This window comes from Streptomyces sp. NPDC056169, from assembly GCF_042268445.1.
In the GTDB taxonomy this organism is placed as follows: Bacteria; Actinomycetota; Actinomycetes; order Streptomycetales; family Streptomycetaceae; genus Streptomyces.
The window spans coordinates 215,424-234,400 of sequence record NZ_JBHJUO010000003.1; the positions used below are offsets into that span (position 1 = coordinate 215,424).

General features: G+C 70.2%; 12 protein-coding genes. 3 read left to right on the top strand and 9 right to left on the bottom strand.

The window, feature by feature from the left end; genetic code table 11:
- Positions 1–25 precede the first annotated feature (25 nt).
- The 5 genes from ACFC0G_RS05970 to ACFC0G_RS05990 form a co-directional block, all read right to left on the bottom strand.
- Positions 26–970, bottom strand: coding sequence for an anti-sigma factor (locus ACFC0G_RS05970; RefSeq protein WP_376397857.1), 945 nt, complete (start codon positions 968–970; stop codon positions 26–28).
- Positions 967–1,671: an RNA polymerase sigma factor SigM gene (sigM, locus tag ACFC0G_RS05975; protein WP_376397860.1), complete on the bottom strand. Its 705-nt coding sequence runs from the start codon at positions 1,669–1,671 to the stop codon at positions 967–969. The genes ACFC0G_RS05970 and sigM overlap by 4 nt, the downstream gene beginning before the upstream one ends.
- Before the next feature lie 25 nt (positions 1,672–1,696).
- A complete protein-coding gene (locus ACFC0G_RS05980) occupies positions 1,697–3,382 on the bottom strand; it encodes a protein kinase family protein (protein ID WP_376397863.1) in 1,686 nt (561 codons plus the stop codon).
- 116 nt (positions 3,383–3,498) lie between these two features.
- On the bottom strand, positions 3,499–5,760 hold the full coding sequence (gene murJ / locus ACFC0G_RS05985) for a murein biosynthesis integral membrane protein MurJ (RefSeq protein WP_376397866.1): 2,262 nt from the start codon (positions 5,758–5,760) through the stop codon (positions 3,499–3,501).
- 45 nt (positions 5,761–5,805) lie between these two features.
- On the bottom strand, positions 5,806–8,160 hold the full coding sequence (locus ACFC0G_RS05990; protein ID WP_376398453.1) for a DUF6049 family protein: 2,355 nt from the start codon (positions 8,158–8,160) through the stop codon (positions 5,806–5,808).
- Between the two features lie 189 nt (positions 8,161–8,349).
- Between ACFC0G_RS05990 and ACFC0G_RS05995 the strand changes: the two genes are divergently transcribed.
- Positions 8,350–9,816, top strand: a complete 1,467-nt coding sequence (locus ACFC0G_RS05995; RefSeq protein ID WP_376397869.1) for a CCA tRNA nucleotidyltransferase — start codon at positions 8,350–8,352, stop codon at positions 9,814–9,816.
- 100 nt (positions 9,817–9,916) lie between these two features.
- Here the strand turns inward: ACFC0G_RS05995 and ACFC0G_RS06000 are convergent, their stop codons facing one another.
- The 3 genes from ACFC0G_RS06000 to ACFC0G_RS06010 all read right to left on the bottom strand — a co-directional run bounded on the left by ACFC0G_RS06000 (position 9,917) and on the right by ACFC0G_RS06010 (position 13,064).
- Complete coding sequence (locus tag ACFC0G_RS06000) at positions 9,917–11,176, bottom strand: MFS transporter (RefSeq protein WP_376397872.1); 1,260 nt, start codon at positions 11,174–11,176, stop codon at positions 9,917–9,919.
- A gap of 74 nt (positions 11,177–11,250) precedes the next feature.
- Entirely contained in the window at positions 11,251–12,333 is a 1,083-nt protein-coding gene (locus ACFC0G_RS06005; RefSeq protein WP_376397875.1) for an inositol-3-phosphate synthase, read from the bottom strand.
- A 53-nt stretch (positions 12,334–12,386) separates the two neighbouring features.
- Complete coding sequence (locus ACFC0G_RS06010) at positions 12,387–13,064, bottom strand: helix-turn-helix transcriptional regulator (RefSeq protein ID WP_376397878.1); 678 nt, start codon at positions 13,062–13,064, stop codon at positions 12,387–12,389.
- 370 nt (positions 13,065–13,434) lie between these two features.
- Here ACFC0G_RS06010 and ACFC0G_RS06015 point away from each other — a divergent pair, with 370 nt between their 5' ends.
- The gene (locus ACFC0G_RS06015; RefSeq protein ID WP_376397881.1) at positions 13,435–16,236 is read left to right on the top strand and encodes a transglycosylase domain-containing protein; all 2,802 of its coding nucleotides are present in this window, start codon (positions 13,435–13,437) and stop codon (positions 16,234–16,236) included.
- A 121-nt stretch (positions 16,237–16,357) separates the two neighbouring features.
- The gene (locus ACFC0G_RS06020; protein ID WP_376397883.1) at positions 16,358–17,908 is read left to right on the top strand and encodes a glycosyltransferase family 87 protein; all 1,551 of its coding nucleotides are present in this window, start codon (positions 16,358–16,360) and stop codon (positions 17,906–17,908) included.
- A gap of 15 nt (positions 17,909–17,923) precedes the next feature.
- On the opposite strand, the gene ACFC0G_RS06025 is transcribed toward ACFC0G_RS06020, so the two are convergent.
- Complete coding sequence (locus ACFC0G_RS06025; protein ID WP_376397886.1) at positions 17,924–18,955, bottom strand: alanine racemase; 1,032 nt, start codon at positions 18,953–18,955, stop codon at positions 17,924–17,926.
- Positions 18,956–18,977 lie beyond the last annotated feature (22 nt).

An 18,977-nucleotide genomic window follows, 5' to 3' on the forward strand; every position in this document is an offset into this window, starting at 1 on the left:
CACGTGACCGAGGCGGGGAGCGAGATCAGGAGCGTGGGTACGTCTCGCTGAGCAGAAGATCGGCCGCGGGGGTTCCGGTGCTCGTGGGCCCATCGGCGCAGGAGGCGTCGAGGACGAAGGCCTGGACCCGGTTGCTGTCCGCAGGGTCCGTCAGGACCAGCAGATAGGCGGGAGTCCCCTGGTACTCGCCCCGCTCGTGGGCGAGCACGGCGTCGGTACGTCCGGTGCCGGCCAGAACGCAGCCGGGGACGGCGCTGTCCCTGTTCCGCTGGGGGCTGGTGGTGGCCTCGGCGGACATCGACTCGGGGCCGATTCCCTGAGGCGTCCTGGCCACGCTGCCCTTTTCACCCAGGAGCGCGTGGACGCGTTCCTCGACCGGTGTCCCGGAGAAGGGGCTCACGGCCACAGCACCGACGTCGGCCTTCTTGGCGGCGTCCGCGCTCCCGGCGGTCGGTACACCGCCGCCCTGACTGAGGAGAAGGCTCGTACCGAGGACGGCGGCGGCGAAGGCGGCCCCGAGCGTGGAGACGAGCGCGATCCGGCGTCGGCGGGGCTTTCCGGGGCGGCCCGGACGGCCGGGGCCGGTGGCCGCGGTCGGCCGGCCGGCAGGGCGCTCCGTGGCAGGGGACGGAGCGCCGGAGGGAATCGGCTCGGTGCGGGGCCGCGATGTTTCACGTGAAACAGGGCTGTCGTTCTCCGGCGCGGTGGCCTGGAGGAGGGCTTCGGCGGCGAGTGCGGCATCGATCCGGCCGGCGATCTCGGCGGGCATGCGGGGTGGCCCGGGCAGAGTGCCCAGGAGGCCCCGGATCTCCTCCAGGGAGGTCCGTACGTCCGCGCAGAGGGGGCAGCCGTCCAGATGGTGCCGTACGGCTGCGGAGCGGCTCGGTGACAGGAGCCCCTCGGTCAGATCGGAGATCTCCGAGACGTCCGGGTGCTGTGTCGTGTCGGCCTTGCCGGTCGTGGAAGTCACGCGCGCCCACCTCCGCCCTTCACAGCAGCTGGATCTGTCGGACCGGTACTCGTCGGCCCCGGCACCGGTGGGACGGATGTCCCCGGCGTCCGGTTCCTTCCCCCTTCGGTGGCCTCGTTACCCACTGTGTCGGTGCGCAGATGAGTGACCATCGGGAGCAGTCGGGACCGCCCCCGCGCGCAGCGGCTTTTCACGGTTCCGGTGGGAACGCCGAGGATACGTGCCGCCTCTGCGACGGGGTATCCCTGCATGTCGACGAGGACGAGTGCGGCGCGCTGGTCCGCGGGGATCAGCGCGAGGGCCGCCAGGACCTGCCGGTGCAGATCCTGGCGCTCCACGGGCGCTTCGGCCGACTCGTGCGGGTCGAGGAGCTGCTCGAAGCGGTCGGTGTCGTCGACGGGTGAGGTGCGGCGGGAGGCGGCCTTGCGGGCGCGGTCGAGGCAGGCGTTCACCGTGATGCGGTGGAGCCAGGTCGTGACGGCCGACTGGCCCCGGAAGGTGTGGGCGGCCCGGAAGGCGGACAGCAGGGCGTCCTGGAGGGCGTCGGCGGCCTCCTCGCGGTCCCCCAGGGTCCGCAGGGCCACGGCCCACAGCCGGTCGCGGTGACGCCGCACGAGCTCACTGAAGGCGTCCGGATCCCCGGCGACATGGCGCGCCAAGAGCTCCTGGTCGCCTGTGGCCTCGTCTATCGGAGCGTCCAACGGTGAGCCCCTCCCCGTGCGGTGGTCAGCCCATGATCTTGATCTCGGCCAGCTTGCCGCGGTAGCCCCCGTCGTTGGTGGGGAGTTCCGTCAGCCAGACCAGAACGTAGCGGGTCGTGACCGGCTTGGTGGGCTTCAATGTCACGTTGCTGCCCGATCCGGACGCCTGGGTCGTGAACCCGTCGGGCGTGGAGGGCGCGGAAGAGGCGTCGGAGGGCGCGGTGCGGAGCTCCACCGAGGTGTGGCCCAGGAACGTCAGGTCGACCGAGCTGATCTCCTTGGCCGTGCCCAGGTCGAGGATCATGCCCACGCCCGACTTGAGGTTGGCGAAGCCGACACCGCGGTAGTTCTCGGTGTACCAGAAGGTGCTCGGGTCACCGTCGTAGGCGAGGTCTATGGCCTGGGGCTTCTCCGAACCGTTGCCCAGCGGATCGAAGTCCCGGGCGGACACGATGGAGATCGGCTTGGGCGGCTCGGGCTTCTCGTCGACCGTGGGCGACGTGACCGGCGTCTTGGTGGTCGGCTCCTGGTCGAGCAGCCGGTCGGCGATCTGCCAGCTGCCCAGACCCAGGGCGGCGATCAGCAGGGCCGAGACGGCCCACTTCAGCGCCGTGCCGGTACGGCTCTGGAGCGGCGCCGGCGGCACGATGACCGGCTGGGGGACGGCGGGACGCGCCTGGGGGCGGCCGTACGTGCCCTGCTGGTACGTCGTGCGCTGGTAGTCGGGCGGGGCGGGGAACTGCGGCTCCGGCGGCTTGACGCGGGGCATCGCGGCCACGGCCTTGGCGAGCTCGTCCGGGGTCGTGCAGGGCGGCTCCTGGCGCGAGGCGGTCGCGCCGTCGTTGGCGAGGGCCCGCATGGCGATCTCGGAGAGGCCGCGGTGGATCCCGGCCCGGACCTGGTCGGGCGGGAGGAGCCCCACGCCCTTGGGGAGGCCGGAGAGCCCGTAGGCGTCGCTGTCGTACGGCCAGCGCTGGGTGAGCGCGGCGTACAGGAGGGCGCCGATGGCCTCGGTGTCGGTGCGCTGCGGGCGCTCGGCGGTGATGCCGCGCAGGGCGGCGTTCACGGCGAGGCCGCGGATCCGGTACTGGCCGGTGGAGCTGCGCAGGACGGCGCTCGGGGTGAGCCGGAGGTGCGCGAGGCCCTCGCGGTGGGCGGCGGCCATGGCCTGGGAGACCTGGCTGACGAGCTGGTAGGCGTCGTGCGCCTCCATCGGGCCGGTCGCGAGCAGCGCGGTCAGCTCGGTGGAGTCGGGCAGCCACTCGTGCACGACGTACACGAGGTCGTTCTCCTCGACGGCGTCGAGGACCTGGACGAACCGGGGGTCGCCGAGCAGCGCCGCGGAACGGGCCGCGGCCAGGACCGAGCGGGCCCGGGGGTGGTCGGCCGGCAGGAGATGGACCCCGACGGCGCGCCGCAGCTTCTCGTCGACGGCACGCCAGCTGCTGAAGCCGTCCAGTCGGGTGACGCACTCCTCCAGCCGGTACCGTCTGGCCAGCTTGTGGCCGCTGTGCAGGTCGGGTGCCGTCATGGAGGGCTGTTCACCGCTCTGTCGTTCGACCGCCTTGCTCTTCGTGGCCTCGGCGGTCGACTCCGCCGTCTTCTGCGTTTCCGCCACCCCGTCGGTCGCAGCCTTGTCCGCCTTGGCGGTCAGCGGGTCTTCACCGCTGTTGTCGGCCACGTCGACGGCAGCCGTGCTACGTTCCGCCACCGTCGTCCTGCCTCCCCATCCGTTGCGCCACTTCCAACAGCCATGCCAATTGTGCCCACAGTCCGACGCTATGCACGACACGCGGTCCCCGCCGATGGTTGTGCGGGGACGCGGAATCAGCGTCCCAGGCGTCCCCGCACCATCCCGACCAGGGTGTTCAGTTCCGCGATCCGCATGCGCTTTGCCGCGACGAAGAAGACACCCAGGAGGACGGCTCCGCCGACGAGCAGGGCGACGAGCGAGCCCAGGGCACCTTCGCCCAGGAGCTTCAGCAGTCCGAAGCCGACGGCGCCGGCGACGATCGCGGCAGGCACGGAGGCCAGGCAGAGCCGCGCGTAGGTCCGCATCACATGGGTGCCGTCCAGGTCGCCGCCGAGGCGGTTGCGCAGGCGGCGCCACGCGATGCCGACGCCGACGGCGTACGCGAGTCCGTAGGAGGCGGCCATGCCGACGACGGCCCACTGCGCGGGCAGGAGGACGTAGCAGAGGGCCGAGGCGGCCGCGTTCACGGCGGCGACGATGACCGTGTTGTAGAAGGGCGTCCGGGTGTCCTCGTAGGCGTAGAAGCCGCGGAGCACGACGTACTGGACGGAGTAGGGGATCAGGCCGAGTCCGAAGGCCATCAGGATGAAGCCCATGCCCTGGGCGGCCTGCACGCCGCTGGAGGCGTAGAGCAGGGTGCACATCGGGACGCCGAGGGCCAGGAAGGCGAAGGCGACCGGGACGATCGCGACGGCCGAGTTGCGCAGGCCCTGCGAGATGTCGTCACGCACGGCGCCCGGGTCGTTGTCGTGGGCGGCGCGGGAGATCCGCGGCAGCAGCGCGGCCATGACGGAGACGGTGATGATCGCCTGCGGCATGCCCCAGATCAGCTGGGCGTTCGAGTAGGCGAGGAAGCCGGCGCCGTTCTTCCCCGACTCCTGGCCGGCGGCCGTGGCGAGCTGGGTCACGACCAGGACGCCCGCCTGGTTGGCGAGGACGAAGAGGACGGTCCACTTGGCGAGCTTCACCGTCTTGCCGAGCCCGTGGCCCTTCCAGTCGAAGCGGGGCCGGAAGCGGAAGCCCGTCTCGCGGAGGTACGGGATCATCGCCAGGGCCTGCACGACGAGCCCGAGGAGGGTGCCGATGCCGAGCAGGCGGATGCCCTCGTCGGGAATGGTCTGGACGCCCATGTGGGACTCGGCGGAGGTGCCGTAGACCCAGATGAACAGGCCGAACGTGACGATCATGACGATGTTGTTGAGGACCGGCGTCCACATCATCGCGCCGAACTTGCCCCGGGCGTTGAGGATCTGCCCCATCACGACGTGCACGCCCATGAAGAAGATCGTGGGCAGGCAGTAGCGGGCGAAGGTCACGGCCACGCTGTTGGCCGCGGCGTCGTCGGCGATCGTGTTCGACATCAGCCGGACCAGGATCGGTGCGGCGAGGACCGCCGCCACCACGATCAGGCCGAGCGCCACCATCACGAGGGTGAGCAGGCGGTTGGCGTAGGCCTCGCCGCCGTCCTCGTCGTTCTTCATGGAACGGACGAGCTGCGGGACGAAGACCGAGTTGAGGCCGCCGCCGACGGTGAGGATGTAGATCATCGTCGGCAGGGTGTAGGCGATGGTGAAGGTGTCACCGAGCAGTGCGGCGCCGAGCGCACCGGTGATCACCAGGCTGCGGACGAAGCCGGTGAGCCGGGAGACCAGGGTGCCGGCCGCCATCACGGCGCTCGACTTGAGCAGCCCGGAGGCGCGGCCGGACTTCTTCGGCGCGGGGGCGGGGACGGGCATGGGGTCCGGCTCCGTGGCGGGCGGGGGCACCTGGCCGGGCGTCTGCTGGTCCCGGTAGAGGTGCGCGAACGCGTCCGGCTCGGGCCGCTCCTCGCCGGCGCGGGTCACCAGGTCGTCGACACCGGTGAACTGCACCGTACGGGCGTCGTCGCCGTACGGCAGGTGACGCGAGGGGCCTTCGGGCTCGGGCGCCGGGGTCTGCGCCCACACGCGGGGGTCCGGGGCGTGCGGAGGCACGGCCGGCTGCTGGTAGAGCGGCTGGGGCTCCTGGTACGTGCCGGGCGGCGGCGGCGGGTGCGCGGCACGGTCGTAGAGCGCCTCGGTCACCGGGTCCTGCGCGGAGAGGTCCTGGGCCCGGTACGGGTCGTGGGCGAAGGCGTCCTGGACGTAGGGGTCCTGGGCGTACGGGTTCTGCGCGTAAGGGTCCTGCCCGTGCGGGTTCTGCGCGTAGGGGTCCTGCCCGTGAGGGTCGGGGACGCCCTGCTGGGGCGAGGGCGGCACCGGTGGGTACCCGGAACCGGGGGGTGCCGCGGGCGTCCCACCGGACGGCGCGGTGCCGCCCGCGCCCTGGCCGCGGTCACCGTCGTACGGCGCGTTCATGGTTACCCCACCTCATCGTCCCCGGCCGACCGGCCACGACATCGCTCAACGGTCCACTTTCTCACCCGGGCCCGACGGGTCCCCGCTTTCGGACCCGGTGTCCGGCGTCGGGTCACTCGGCTGCTCGGGTTCGTCGCTCTCGACGTCCTCCGCCGCCGGTTCCGGCTCCGTCCCGGTGCCCGCCTCGGCTTCCTCGGCCTCGGCCTCCTCGGCTTCCGCCTCGGCCTTCTTGGCGGCGACCCGCTTGCGCTGGCTGTACATCCGGACGCCGGCGAGGACGAGGAGCAGCACACCGCCGGCGATCACGAGCATCACCGTGGCGGTGATCTCGGAGACCTTCACGTTGAAGCTCATCGGCTGGCCGTACGGCGTGCCGTCCACGGTGTAGAGCTGGGCCGTCATCGGGACCTGGCCGTTGACGTTGGCCGAGACGGTGAACTTCACCGACTGGCTGTGCCCGGCGTTGATCTTCACCGGGAGTTCGGCGTAGCGCTCGCCGTTCAGCTCCAGCCGGCTCTTGTTGCTGGAGGTGAGGCGCAGCACCAGGTCGTCCACGCCCTGGAGCAGCTTGTTCTGGACGGTCACGGGGATCGTCGCGCTGCGACCGGACAGGGTGAGGTCCGACTTGTCGACGAGCTGGATGCCCTCGGTGAGGTCCTGGAGGTACTTCAGGACGTCGTTGCGGTAGACCGCGGCCGCTCTGGCCTGACCGCGCCAAGAGGTGGACATCTCGCGGTTGATCGCGTTGCCGAAGGGCACCACGACACGGTCCGGGACGGTCAGGACGACCTTGAAGTCGTCCAGCTCGTCGCGGGTGGTCTTCATGTCGCGGAAGGTCTGGACCGTCAGTTCCCGTTCGCGCAGCTCCTTCGGGTACCGGGAGCCACTGGGCACGGTGGTCGACGCGTCCGGGTCCGGCTTGGCCGCGGCCGCCGTGAGCAGGTCGGCCGGCGTGGTCCAGCGCCGGGCGGACAGACCGCTCAGGGCGGTCGCCATCGTCTGTGCCTGGGCGACGGTCGGTACCCGCTGCGGGGCGACCACGACGCTGCGCTGCTGCTCGGGCTGTTCGAGGGTGATCGCGAGCGACTGCGCGAGGAACTCCTGGACCGCGAGGGTGGAGTTCTCCGTGCGGACCATGTCGCCCTCGAAGGCGGTGGACAGGAGCTCGTCGCTCACCACGGCGGTGGTGCTGCCGTTGCCGAGGGGGCGGGCCGCCGTCGGTGTGTAGGGGAGGTCGTCCCGGACGCTGTCGCTGCGGGCGATCACCTTGTTGGCGCCCGCCGAGGTGGCGACGGCCACGATCGAGGGGTCGACGGCCCCTTCCACGGGCCAGGAGAAGTCGGTGGACGGCTGGACGTGGAGGACGGTCTCCACGGTCGTCGCCGCGAGCGAGGTGGCCGACTGGAGGTGTGCCAGGGAGCCCGGCACGTCCTTGCCGCGGTGGGCCAGGGAGGCGAGGTCGGGGTCGGCGAACGGCAGAGCGACGACCTTGTGCCCCTGCACGGCCGCTTCCAGCGCGTTCAGCCACTGCTCGGCCACGGCCTTGTTCTTGCCCGGGACGTGGGCCGTGCCGTCCTTGACGCGGTAGCCGTTGGCCATGGCGTCGACCGTGGCCAGCAGATCCGGGTCGATCACCCAGGTCACCGGCAGGTCCTTGCCCAGCGAGACCATCTGCTCCAGGCGGCCGCCCGGACGCAGCTCGGCGGCCAGGGCGTCGTCCTCGAAGACCGGGGTCTGCTGGTCGTCGGTGGCCGTCTCGGCCGAGACGTGGGCCGAGGAGATCAGCGGCCACAGGTAGGTGAGCTGGGTCTTCTTCTCGGTGGCTTCCGGCTGGTACGGCAGGAAGGTCCGCTCGATGCCGAGCACGCGGTCGTAGCGCCGGTCCGAGGTCTGGCCGGTGAGCGAGACGCCCAGCTGGTAGACGCCCGACTCGTCGAGGCCGAGCTCGGAGACCGGGACCGAGAGGGAGAAGTCCGCGCTGAGCCCGGCGTCGAGGCGGGGGATCTTGGCGGAGGGGGCCTCGCCGAGCGGTGCGGGGTCGCTGTCGCTCCGGTAGCCGGTGCGGTCCGAGACCTGGTCGATCTCGCTCCGGCTCGTCATCATCGGGCCGACCCGCAGATCCACGGTCGCGTCGGTGATGGCTTTCTTTCCCCGGTTGGTGACCGTTCCCGAGACGGTGACGGTGTCACCCTCCACGGGCGCGCTCGGGGAGAGCGTGTCGAGGGACACATCGACGGTCTTGGAGACGGTCCCGTCCTCCGCGGCGACCGCCGGTGCGGCGGTCGGGGCCTGGAGCAGGCCGGCGAGGAGCGGCGCGCCGACGGCGACCGTGATGGTGCGCCGCAGCCATCGGCGGGCAGGTGAGGGACCGGTTCCCTGAATGTCTGCCGCCTCGCCCACGCGTTCGCCCATCCTCGTCGTTGTCTGTGGTGCCAGTGGTGTCGATGGTTCCCGGTTGCTGTGTCCAGGCATGGTAACGAGGCACGCTGGGAGCAAGTGCCGGGGACTGCTCCAGCCGATGGGGCCGTGTGCCCGGCCGCGGGAAAACGGGGACGCCGCGGTGGACCGGGGCACGTACCCTTTTCTGTTGTGCCGAACGCCAACGAAGACACCCCGACCGCACTGAGCCAGGTGCAACGCCGCGCGGTCAGCGAACTGCTGCGTGTGTCCCCTGTCGCCGACGACCTTGCCCGCCGTTTCCAGGAGGCCGGGTTCAGCCTCGCGCTGGTCGGCGGCTCGGTACGGGATGCCCTGCTCGGCCGGCTCGGCAACGACCTGGACTTCACCACCGACGCCCGCCCCGAGGACGTTCTGAAGATCGTCCGCCCGTGGGCCGACGCCGTCTGGGAGGTCGGGATCGCCTTCGGGACGGTCGGCTGCCAGAAGGACGCCCGCGTCGGAGACGTCGATCAGCGTTTTGAGATCGAGGTCACCACGTACCGCTCCGAGGCGTACGACCGGACCTCGCGGAAGCCCGAGGTCTCCTACGGCGACTCCATCGACGAGGACCTCGTCCGGCGTGACTTCACCGTCAACGCCATGGCCGTGGCCCTCCCCGAGAAGGAGTTCATCGATCCGTACGGCGGTCTGGAAGACCTCGCCGCCCGGGTCCTGCGGACGCCGGGCACGCCCGAGGAGTCGTTCTCGGACGATCCCCTGCGGATGATGCGGGCCGCGCGGTTCGCCGCCCAGCTGGACTTCGAGGTGGCACCCGAGGTCGTCACGGCGATGCGGGAGATGTCCGGCCGGATCGAGATCGTCTCCGCGGAGCGGGTCAGGGAAGAGCTCAACAAGCTGCTGCTCGCGGCCCACCCCCGGAAGGGCCTCGGCCTGCTCGTGGACACGGGTCTCGCCGACCACGTGCTGCCCGAGCTGCCCGCGCTGCGCCTGGAGAGCGACGAGCACCACCGGCACAAGGACGTCTACGAGCACTCGCTGATCGTGCTCGAGCAGGCCATCGACCTGGAGGAGGACGGCCCCGACCTGGTGCTGCGCCTCTCGGCCCTGCTCCATGACATCGGCAAGCCGCGCACCCGTCGTTTCGAGAAGGACGGCCGGGTCTCGTTCCACCACCACGAGGTGGTGGGCGCGAAGATGACCAAGAAGCGCATGACCGCGCTGAAGTACTCCAACGAGATGATCAAGGAAGTCTCGCGGCTGGTCGAGCTCCACCTCCGCTTCCACGGGTACGGGGAAGGTGAGTGGACCGACTCGGCCGTGCGCCGCTACGTCCGCGACGCGGGCCCGCTGCTCTCGCGGCTGCACAAGCTGACCCGCTCGGACTGCACCACGCGCAACAAGCGCAAGGCGGCGGCGCTCTCCCGCACCTACGACGGCCTGGAGGAGCGCATCGCCCAGCTCCAGGATCAGGAGGAGCTGGACGCGATCCGTCCCGACCTGGATGGCAATCAGATCCAGGAGATCCTCGGTATCGGGCCCGGCCCGGCCATCGGTCAGGCGTACAAGTTCCTGCTGGAGCTCCGGCTGGAGAACGGTCCGATGGAGCACGACCAGGCGATCGCGGCACTCAAGGAGTGGTGGGCGGCCCGCGACTGAGACGAAGCCGGGTCGATCGGGGTGATGTTTCACGTGAAACACCCGCTCGATCGGTGTCGAAGCGGCGGTGCTGCGGAGGGGTGGTGTTTCACGTGAAACATCACCCCTCCGTGCGTTCCTTTCGCAGCGCCAGCGCGATCGCCGCGTAGACCAGGGCGACCAGAACGACGAGCAGCGGGGAGCGGCCGTCCGGCGGCAGCACCAGCGCCGCGACACCCGCCGCGCCGACGAAAGCGACGTTGAACAGCACGTCGTAGAGCGAGAAGATCCGCCCCCGGTAGGCGTCGTCCACCGTCGTCTGCACCACCGTGTCCGTCGCGATCTTGGCTCCCTGGGTGATGAGCCCGAGGACGAAGGCGGCGACGAGGAAGGGGGCGGGGTCGAAGAACAGGCCGAGGGTCGGCACCAGGACGGCGGCGAGCCCGGCGCACAGGGTCATCCAGCCGAAGGGGCCCAGTCGCCCCACGGCCCAGGGGGAGAGGACGGCGGCCGCGAAGAACCCGGCGCCCGAGGCGGCGACGGCGATCCCCAGGAGACCGAGACCCTCGGACTCCGTGGCGCTCCAGGCATAGCGGCTGAGCATGAGCACGGTGACGAGCAGGGCGCCGTAGCAGAAGCGCATCAGGGCGACCGCGGTCAGCGCCCTGGCGGCCGGCCGCCGCTCGGCCAGGTGCCGCAAGCCGTCGGCCAGCCCTCGGGCCGTGGAGACCAGGGCCGAGGCGAGCCGCTGCGGAGCGAGCTCGGAATCGGGCCCGAGGAGCCCCCGGGGAATCCGCAGGGAGGCGAGGGCGGACAGGAGGTAGAGAGCGGCGCCGAAGGCCACCACGGCCGCGTCGGAGTCGTCGGCGATCAGCCGGACGCCGAAGGCCAGACCGCCCCCGAGGGTCGCGGCGAGCGTGCCGGCCGTGGGGGAGAGCGAGTTCGCCACGACCAGCCGCTCCTCGTCGACGACGCGGGGCAGCGCGGCCGAAAGCCCCGCGAGCACGAAGCGGTTGACCGCCGTGACGGAGAGGGCGGAGGCGTAGAAGAGCCAGTCGGGGACGGAGGCGACGACCAGCACGGCGGTCCCGCAGGCGAGCAGGGCCCGCAGGAGGTTCCCGTACAGAAAGACCTGGCGGCGCTGCCAGCGGTCGAGGAAGACGCCGGCGAAGGGGCCGATCACCGAGTACGGGAGCAGGAGCACGGCCATGGCGGAGGCGATGGCGGTGGGCGAGGTCTGCTTCTCGGGGGAGAAGACGACGTACGTGGCCAGTGCCACCTGGTAGACGCCGTCGGCGCACTGCGAGAGCAGCCGGACGGCGAGCAGGCGGCGGAAGTTCGTCAGGCGCAGGAGTACGCGCAGATCACGTACGACGGACATGGCAGCAAGACTCACATACGAAGAGGGTCCCCGGGCAGCAGCGCGGGGACCCTCTTCGACAAGCGTGCGGGCGCTTAGCGCTCGACCTCACCCTTGATGAACTTCTCGACGTTGGCCAGGGCCTCGTCGTCGAAGTACTGCACCGGCGGGCTCTTCATGAAGTAGCTCGACGCGGAGAGGATGGGGCCGCCGATGCCGCGGTCCTTGGCGATCTTCGCGGCGCGCAGGGCGTCGATGATGACACCCGCGGAGTTCGGGGAGTCCCACACCTCGAGCTTGTACTCGAGGTTCAGCGGAACGTCACCGAAGGCGCGGCCCTCAAGGCGGACGTAGGCCCACTTGCGGTCGTCCAGCCAGGCCACGTAGTCCGACGGGCCGATGTGGACGTTCTTCTCGCCCAGCTCGCGGTCCGGGATCTGCGAGGTGACGGCCTGCGTCTTGGAGATCTTCTTGGACTCGAGGCGGTCGCGCTCGAGCATGTTCTTGAAGTCCATGTTGCCGCCGACGTTGAGCTGCATGGTGCGCTCAAGACGGACACCGCGGTCCTCGAACAGCTTCGCCATCACGCGGTGCGTGATGGTGGCGCCGACCTGCGACTTGATGTCGTCGCCGACGATCGGGACGCCGGCCTCGGTGAACTTGTCCGCCCACTCCTTGGTGCCGGCGATGAAGACCGGGAGGGCGTTGACGAAGGCGACCTTGGCGTCGATGGCGCACTGCGCGTAGAACTTCGCAGCGGCCTCGGAGCCCACGGGCAGGTAGCAGACGAGAACGTCGACCTGGCGGTCCTTGAGGATCTGGACGACGTCGACCGGCTCCTCGGCGGACTCCTCGATGGTCATGCGGTAGTACTTACCGAGACCGTCGAGCGTGTGACCGCGCTGGACCGTGACGCCCGCGCTCGGGACGTCGCAGATCTTGATGGTGTTGTTCTCGCTGGCGCCGATGGCGTCGGAGAGGTCGAGGCCGACCTTCTTCGCGTCGACATCGAAGGCGGCGACGAACTCGACGTCACCGACGTGGTACTCGCCGAACTGGACGTGCATCAGGCCGGGCACCTTGGCCGCCGGGTCGGCGTCCTTGTAGTACTCGACGCCCTGGACCAGCGAGGCGGCGCAGTTGCCCACGCCGACGATGGCTACGCGAACCGAACCCATTTCCGGTTGCTCCCTGTTGTGATCGTGGAAGCCCTGCTGTGTGCAGGGTTTCACTAGACGGTGTCGTCGGACGGATCCGGCCGGGTACTGCCCCCGTGCCGGGGCAGGCCGCCCGTTTCTCCAGAATCGTTGTCGTGCAGAGCGGGGGCGTCGGGACCGGATCGCTGATCCCGTCCCGCCCTCTCGCTCTCGATGAGCTCGTTCAGCCAGCGCACCTCGCGCTCCACGGACTCCATGCCGTGGCGCTGCAGCTCAAGTGTGTAGTCGTCGAGTCGCTCGCGGGTCCGGGCCAGGGAGGCGCGCATCTTCTCCAGGCGCTCCTCCAGCCGGCTGCGGCGGCCTTCGAGCACCCGCATCCGTACTTCGCGCTCGGTCTGGCCGAAGAAGGCGAAGCGGGCGGCGAAGTGCTCGTCCTCCCAGGCGTCGGGGCCGGTGTGGGTGAGGAGCTCCTCGAAGTGCTCCTTACCTTCCGGTGTCAACCGGTAGACGATCTTGGCCCGGCGTCCTGCGAGTGAAGCGGCGAGAGCCTCCTCGGGGGCGCTGCCCGGCTCCTCGATCAACCAGCCGTTGGCGACCAGCGTCTTGAGGCAGGGATACAGCGTCCCGTAGCTGAAGGCCCGGAAGACCCCCAGCGAGGTGTTGAGGCGCTTCCGCAGCTCGTACCCGTGCATCGGGGCCTCGCGGAGCAGGCCGAGAACGGCGAACTCGAGGATGCCTGAGCGCCTGCTCATCCGTCGCCTCCTCCGCTTCTCGGGACCCTTATGCCGTGCTGATGTATCGACTCGATACATCAGCACGATAGAACGGCCGCACTGTCTCGACAAGTGGGACCGCCGTGACCGGCGTCACATCGTCAATTCACAGCGATCGACTTGCCTGATTTGGGGTGAACTCCGGCCCTACGTGGGTTTTGGCCGTGCGTAGTCTGTGCGGCATGCAGACCACCGGGAACCAAGCGATGCCGTGGGGCGTCAGTGCTGCGGGTGACCGGCTGCGGTACGGAGGGGCCTCCGATGGGGTTCCGTCCGTGCGCATTTCGGGGGGACCGGAACTCAACTGCCGCTTCCAGGCGTACACGCCTGCCCGAGGAGTAGTCGTTCGATGAGCGAGCATCGTCGCAAAATGTCGCCGCAGGAGCCGCCGACAGGTGGCCGCGCGGCGGCACGGCGCGCTGCCCAGCAGCCGGTGGGCCGCAGGTCGGCCCCGGCCCAGGATGTCGTCGGTAGGGGGGCCCCTTCGGCCTCGTACGGGCCGCCCTCTTCCCATGGGGAGGAGCCGCGTCCCTACGGCGGTCGCGCGGAGGCCCGACGGGCCGCCCAGCGCGGTGGCCGTCGAAGGGGCGCCGAAGCCGAACCGGGGGGCCCTGGCGGTCCCGCCGGTCCCGGTGGAGGACGGCGCGGTGGCGGCGGCGGTGGCGGCCGCGGCAGTGGGCCGGGGCGTGGCTCCGGCGGTCGCCCGCCCGGCAAGAAGCGGATCATCGACTACCCGCGGTACGGGAAGTACGGCTGGCGTCGCTGGATGCCCTCGTGGAAGCTCGTGTCGGGCACGTTCCTGGTGTTCGCCGGTGTGCTGATGGGCGGCGCGGTCTTCGCGTACTCCCAGGTGGGCATCCCCGAGCAGGACGATTCCGCGACCTCGCAGAACAACATCTACTACTGGGCCGACGGCTCGCGCATGGTCGCGACCGGCAGTGGCACCAACCGGCAGATCGTCGGCATCGAGCAGATCCCGAGGGTCATGCAGGAGGCCGTGGTCTCGGCCGAGAACAAGACCTTCTGGGACGACTCGGGCATCGACCCGATGGGCATGGGCCGCGCCGTGTGGAACATGGCCAAGGGCGGCGAGACCCAGGGTGGCTCGACCATCACCCAGCAGTACGTGAAGAACAACCGCCTCAACGACCAGTCGCAGACCCTCACCCGGAAGGTGAAGGAACTCTTCATCTCCATGAAGGTCGGCAACGAGCTGGGCAAGGGCGAGATCATGGCCGGCTACCTGAACACGTCGTACTACGGACGTGGTGCCTACGGCATCCAGGCGGCCTCTCGCGCGTACTTCAACAAGGACGCCAAGCACCTCAACGCCAGTGAGTCGGCGCTGCTCGCCGCCGTGCTGAAGGGTGCGACGTACTACGACCCGGCGGGCTACCCGGAGATCGACCCCGAGGCCACGCCCGAGAAGAACCTCGCCCGGGCCACCGAGCGGTGGAGCTGGATCCTCGACGAGATGGTCAAGGACGGCAAGATCACGGCCGAGGAGCGTGCCAAGTACACGACGTTCCCCAAGGTCCAGAAGCGCAAGCAGGACGCGCAGCTGACCGGCCAGATCGGCTACCTCGTCAGCTCGGCCAAGGCGAACTTCATCAACAACAACACCGGCGGCTACGGCTCCAAGGAGCTGGAGCGCGGCGGCTTCGAGATCTACACCACCTTCGAGAAGAAGAAGGTGAACGAGCTCGAGAAGGCGGTCAAGAAGGTCTACGCCGAGAACATCGACCCGAAGAAGCGGCCGACGAAGGACACCCACGTCCAGTTCGGCGGCGCCTCCGTCAATGCGCAGACCGGCGCGGTCGTCGCGATCTACGGCGGCCAGGACGCCACCAAGCACTTCACCAACAACGCCGACCAGACCGGTGCCCAGGTCGGATCGACCTTCAAGCCCTTCGTGCTGGCCGCCGCGATGAAGGACGGCGTCCGGGACAAGGACCTCGGTCCCATCCAGGGTGCTGACTCCCGCACGATCGTGGACCCCGACAAGAGCCGCTACTCCGGCAAGAACGGGCTGAAGATCCGGGAGTACAACGGCGAGATCTGGGAGAACGAGAAGGGCGATGAGTGGCGCCAGACCAATGACGGCGACGAGAGCTACGGCTCCATGACCCTTCGTCGGGCCATGATCAAGTCGGCCAACTCGCCGTACGTGCAGCTCGGCATGGACATCGGCATCGACAAGGTCCGCGCGGCCGCGGTCAGTGCCGGTCTGCGCGAGAACTCGCTCGTCAAGGGCGAGGTGCCCTCCTTCTCCCTCGGTATCTCCAGCCCGAGCGCGATCCGGATGGCCGGCGCCTACGCGACCTTCGCCAACAACGGCGAGCAGAACGACCCGTTCTTCGTGACGAAGGTGGTCAAGAACGGGAAGAACGTCTACAAGCACGAGAGCAAGACCGTGCAGGCCTTCTCGCCGGCCATCGCGAGCAACGTCACCGACGTGCTCCGGTCCGTCGTGGAGGACCCGGAGGGCACCGGCCGCAAGGCCGCGATCCCGGGCCGTGCCGTGGCCGGCAAGACCGGTACGACCGACGGCAACAAGTCGGCCTGGTTCGTGGGCTACACCCCGCAGCTGTCGACCGCCATCGACATGTACCGCTTCGACGACGACGAGTCGAAGAAGGGCCGCGAGTTCGAGAAGATGTACGGCACGGGTGGCCACGACACGATCCACGGTTCGTCGTTCCCGTCGCAGATCTGGAACGACTACATGACGGACGCCGTCGCGGACATGCCGGACGTGAAGTTCCCGGAGCCCGAGAAGCTGGAGAACGCCGAGCCCGTCTTCGGCGGGGGCGCCACCAGCCCGACGCCGTCGCCGACGCCCACCCCGACGCCCACCGAGACCTCGGCCACGCCGACGACGACGGCGCCGACGACGACTCCCCCGGCCACGCCGACGACGACGGCGCCGACGACGACGAAGCCGCCGAAGCCGGACAAGACGACCTGCGACGTCTTCGACTGGAACTGCAACCCGGGTGGCGACCCTGGCGGCAACACGGGTCAGCCCACGACCACGCCGCCGACCACGACGGACGGGCCGACACCGACCGGTGACCCGACGACGGAGGACCCGGGCAACGGGCCCGGCAAACCCGGCGGCGGCGGGAACGACGGGTCCTGGACTCCCTGACCCGGGCCGCGCCTTCACCAGAGCACACAGCGAGGGCCGTCGCGTCCGTCCGTACCTTCCGTACGGGCCGGACGCGGCGGCCCTCGCCGCTTTCCCAGGGACGTACGGCAGGATGTCCCCCATGCCGAGCCTCCAGAAGACGCGCGAGCCGCAGGACCGGCCGCAGGGCCCGCCGGCGGTCATCCCCACCCACCGGGACGAGGTGGCCGCCGCGGGCAGCGAGCTGATCGGCGGCCCCTTCGGCCGCCGTGCCCTGACCGGCCGCAGTCAGTTCACACCGGTGCGGGTGATCGCCCTCGTGGCCATCGGGATGTTCGCCCTCGGCATGGTGCAGAAACTGCCCTGCTACAACTGGGCCTGGTTCCGCGGCACCACCTCCCAGTACACGCACGCCTGTTACTCGGACATCCCGCACCTCTTCTCCGGGCGCGGGTTCGCCGACGGCCTGGTGCCCTACTTCGACCGGCTGACCGGCGACATACCGTTTCTGGAGTACCCGGTCCTGACGGGCCTCTTCATGGAGGTCGCGGCCTGGCTGACGCCCGGCAGCGGCACCATGGACCACCGCGAGCAGACGTTCTGGATGGTCAACGCGGGCATGCTGATGGTCTGCGCGGCCGTCCTCGCGGTCTGTGTCGCGCGGACCCACCGGAACCGCCCCTGGGACGGCCTCCTGGTCGCCCTGGCGCCCTCCGTGGCGCTCACCGCCACGATCAACTGGGACATACTGGCCGTCGCGCTGACCTCCGCCGCGATCCTCCTGTGGTCGCGCGGCCGGCCGCTCGGCTTCGGCATCCTGCTCGGCCTCGCCACGGCCGCGAAGTTCTACCCGATACTGCTCCTCGTCCCGCTGCTGCTGCTCTGCTGGCGCGCGGGGAAGTGGCGGGAGTACGGGACGGCCGTGCTCGGCGCCGTCGGCGCGTGGCTGGTCGTGAACCTGCCCGTGATGCTGATGGCCCCCGAGGGGTGGAAGCAGTTCTACTTCTTCAGCCGCGACCGGAACGTCGACTTCGGTTCGGTCTGGCTGCTGGTCAGCCAGCGGACGGGCACCTCGATCCCGCCGGAGAAGGCCAACCTGTACGCGCTGATGCTCATGGTGATCGCGGTGGTCGCCCTCGGCTTCCTGGCGTTCAACGCTCCCCGCAGGCCCCGCTTCGTCCAGCTGGCGTTCCTGGTCGTCGCCGCGTTCGTCCTGACCAACAAGGTCTACTCGCCGCAGTACGTGCTGTGGCTCGTCCCGCTCGCGGCCCTCGCCCGGCCGCGCTGGCGCGACTTCCTGATCTGGCAGGCGTGCGAGGTCATGTACTTCCTGGGCATCTGGATGTACCTGGCGTTCATGAACAGCGGCAACAACAAGCAGGGACTGCCGGTCGACGGCTACCAGTTCGCGATCGTCCTGCACCTGCTCGGCACGCTGTACCTGTGCGTCATGGTCGTACGCGACATCCTCACGCCCGAGAAGGACCCGGTCCGGCAGGACGGCTCGGACGACCCCTCGGGGGGCGTCCTGGACGGCGCGGAGGACGTCTTCGTCACGGGCAGGGCGGCGCACCCGGCCCGGCACGCCGCGCCGGCGGTGGAGGGGCCGCGGGTGGAATGGGGCACGCCCGGCGAGGACCGAGAAGTGGGCTGGAGCACCCCCGCGGAACCGGAACCGGAACCCCGGGGGTGAACGTGCTCGGCCGGCTCAGCGCTCCACGAGCCGGTCGAACTGCGTCGTGGTGTGGCGCAGGTGCGCCACCAGCTCGTCGCCGACGCGGGGCTCCTGGGCGTCGGAGGGCACGAACAGGATCGACACCTGCATGTGCGGCGGCTCGGCGAACCAGCGCTGCTTGCCCGCCCACACGAAGGGCGACAAGTTCCGGTTGACCGTGGCCAGACCGGCCCGGGCGACGCCCTTGGCGCGCGGCATCACGCCGTGCATCGCCTTGGGGGCCTCCAGACCCACGCCGTGCGAGGTGCCGCCGGCGACGACGACCAGCCAGCCGTCCGACGCGGCCTTCTGCTGGCGGTAGCCGAAACGGTCCCCCTTGGCGACCCGGGTCACGTCGAGGACGGCGCCCCGGTACTCGGTCGCCTCGTGGTCGCCCAGCCAGAGCCGGGTGCCGATCCGCGCGCGGAAGCGGGTCTGCGGGAACTGCTGCTGGAGCCGGGCCTGTTCCGCGGCCCGCAGGTGGCTCACGAACATGGTGTGCAGCGGCAGGCGGGCGGCCCGCAGGCGGTCCATCCAGGCGATGACCTCCTCGACGGCGTCCGTGCCGTCCGGGCGGTCCAGCGGGAGGTGGAGGGCGAAGCCCTCGAGACGCACGTCCTCGATGGCGGAGTGGAGCTGGTGGAGCTCCTCCTCGTGGACGCCGTGCCGCTTCATCGAGCTCATGCACTCGATCACGACGCGGGCGCCCACCAGGGCGTGGACGCCGTCCACGGAGGACACGGAGCGGATGACCCGGTCGGGCAGCGGAACGGGTTCCTCACCCCGGCGGAAGGGCGTGAGGACCAGCAGGTCGCCGCTGAACCAGTCCTTGATGCGCGCGGCTTCGTAGGTCGTGCCGACCGCGAGCATGTCGGCGCCGAAGCGGGCGGCCTCGTCGGCGAGGCGCTCGTGCCCGAATCCGTAGCCGTTGCCCTTGCAGACCGGGATCAGACCGGGGAACTGGTCGATGACCGTCTTCTGGTGCGCGCGCCAGCGAGCGGTGTCGACGTAGAGGGAGAGCGCCATGGCCGGCCCGGAACCTTTCTGG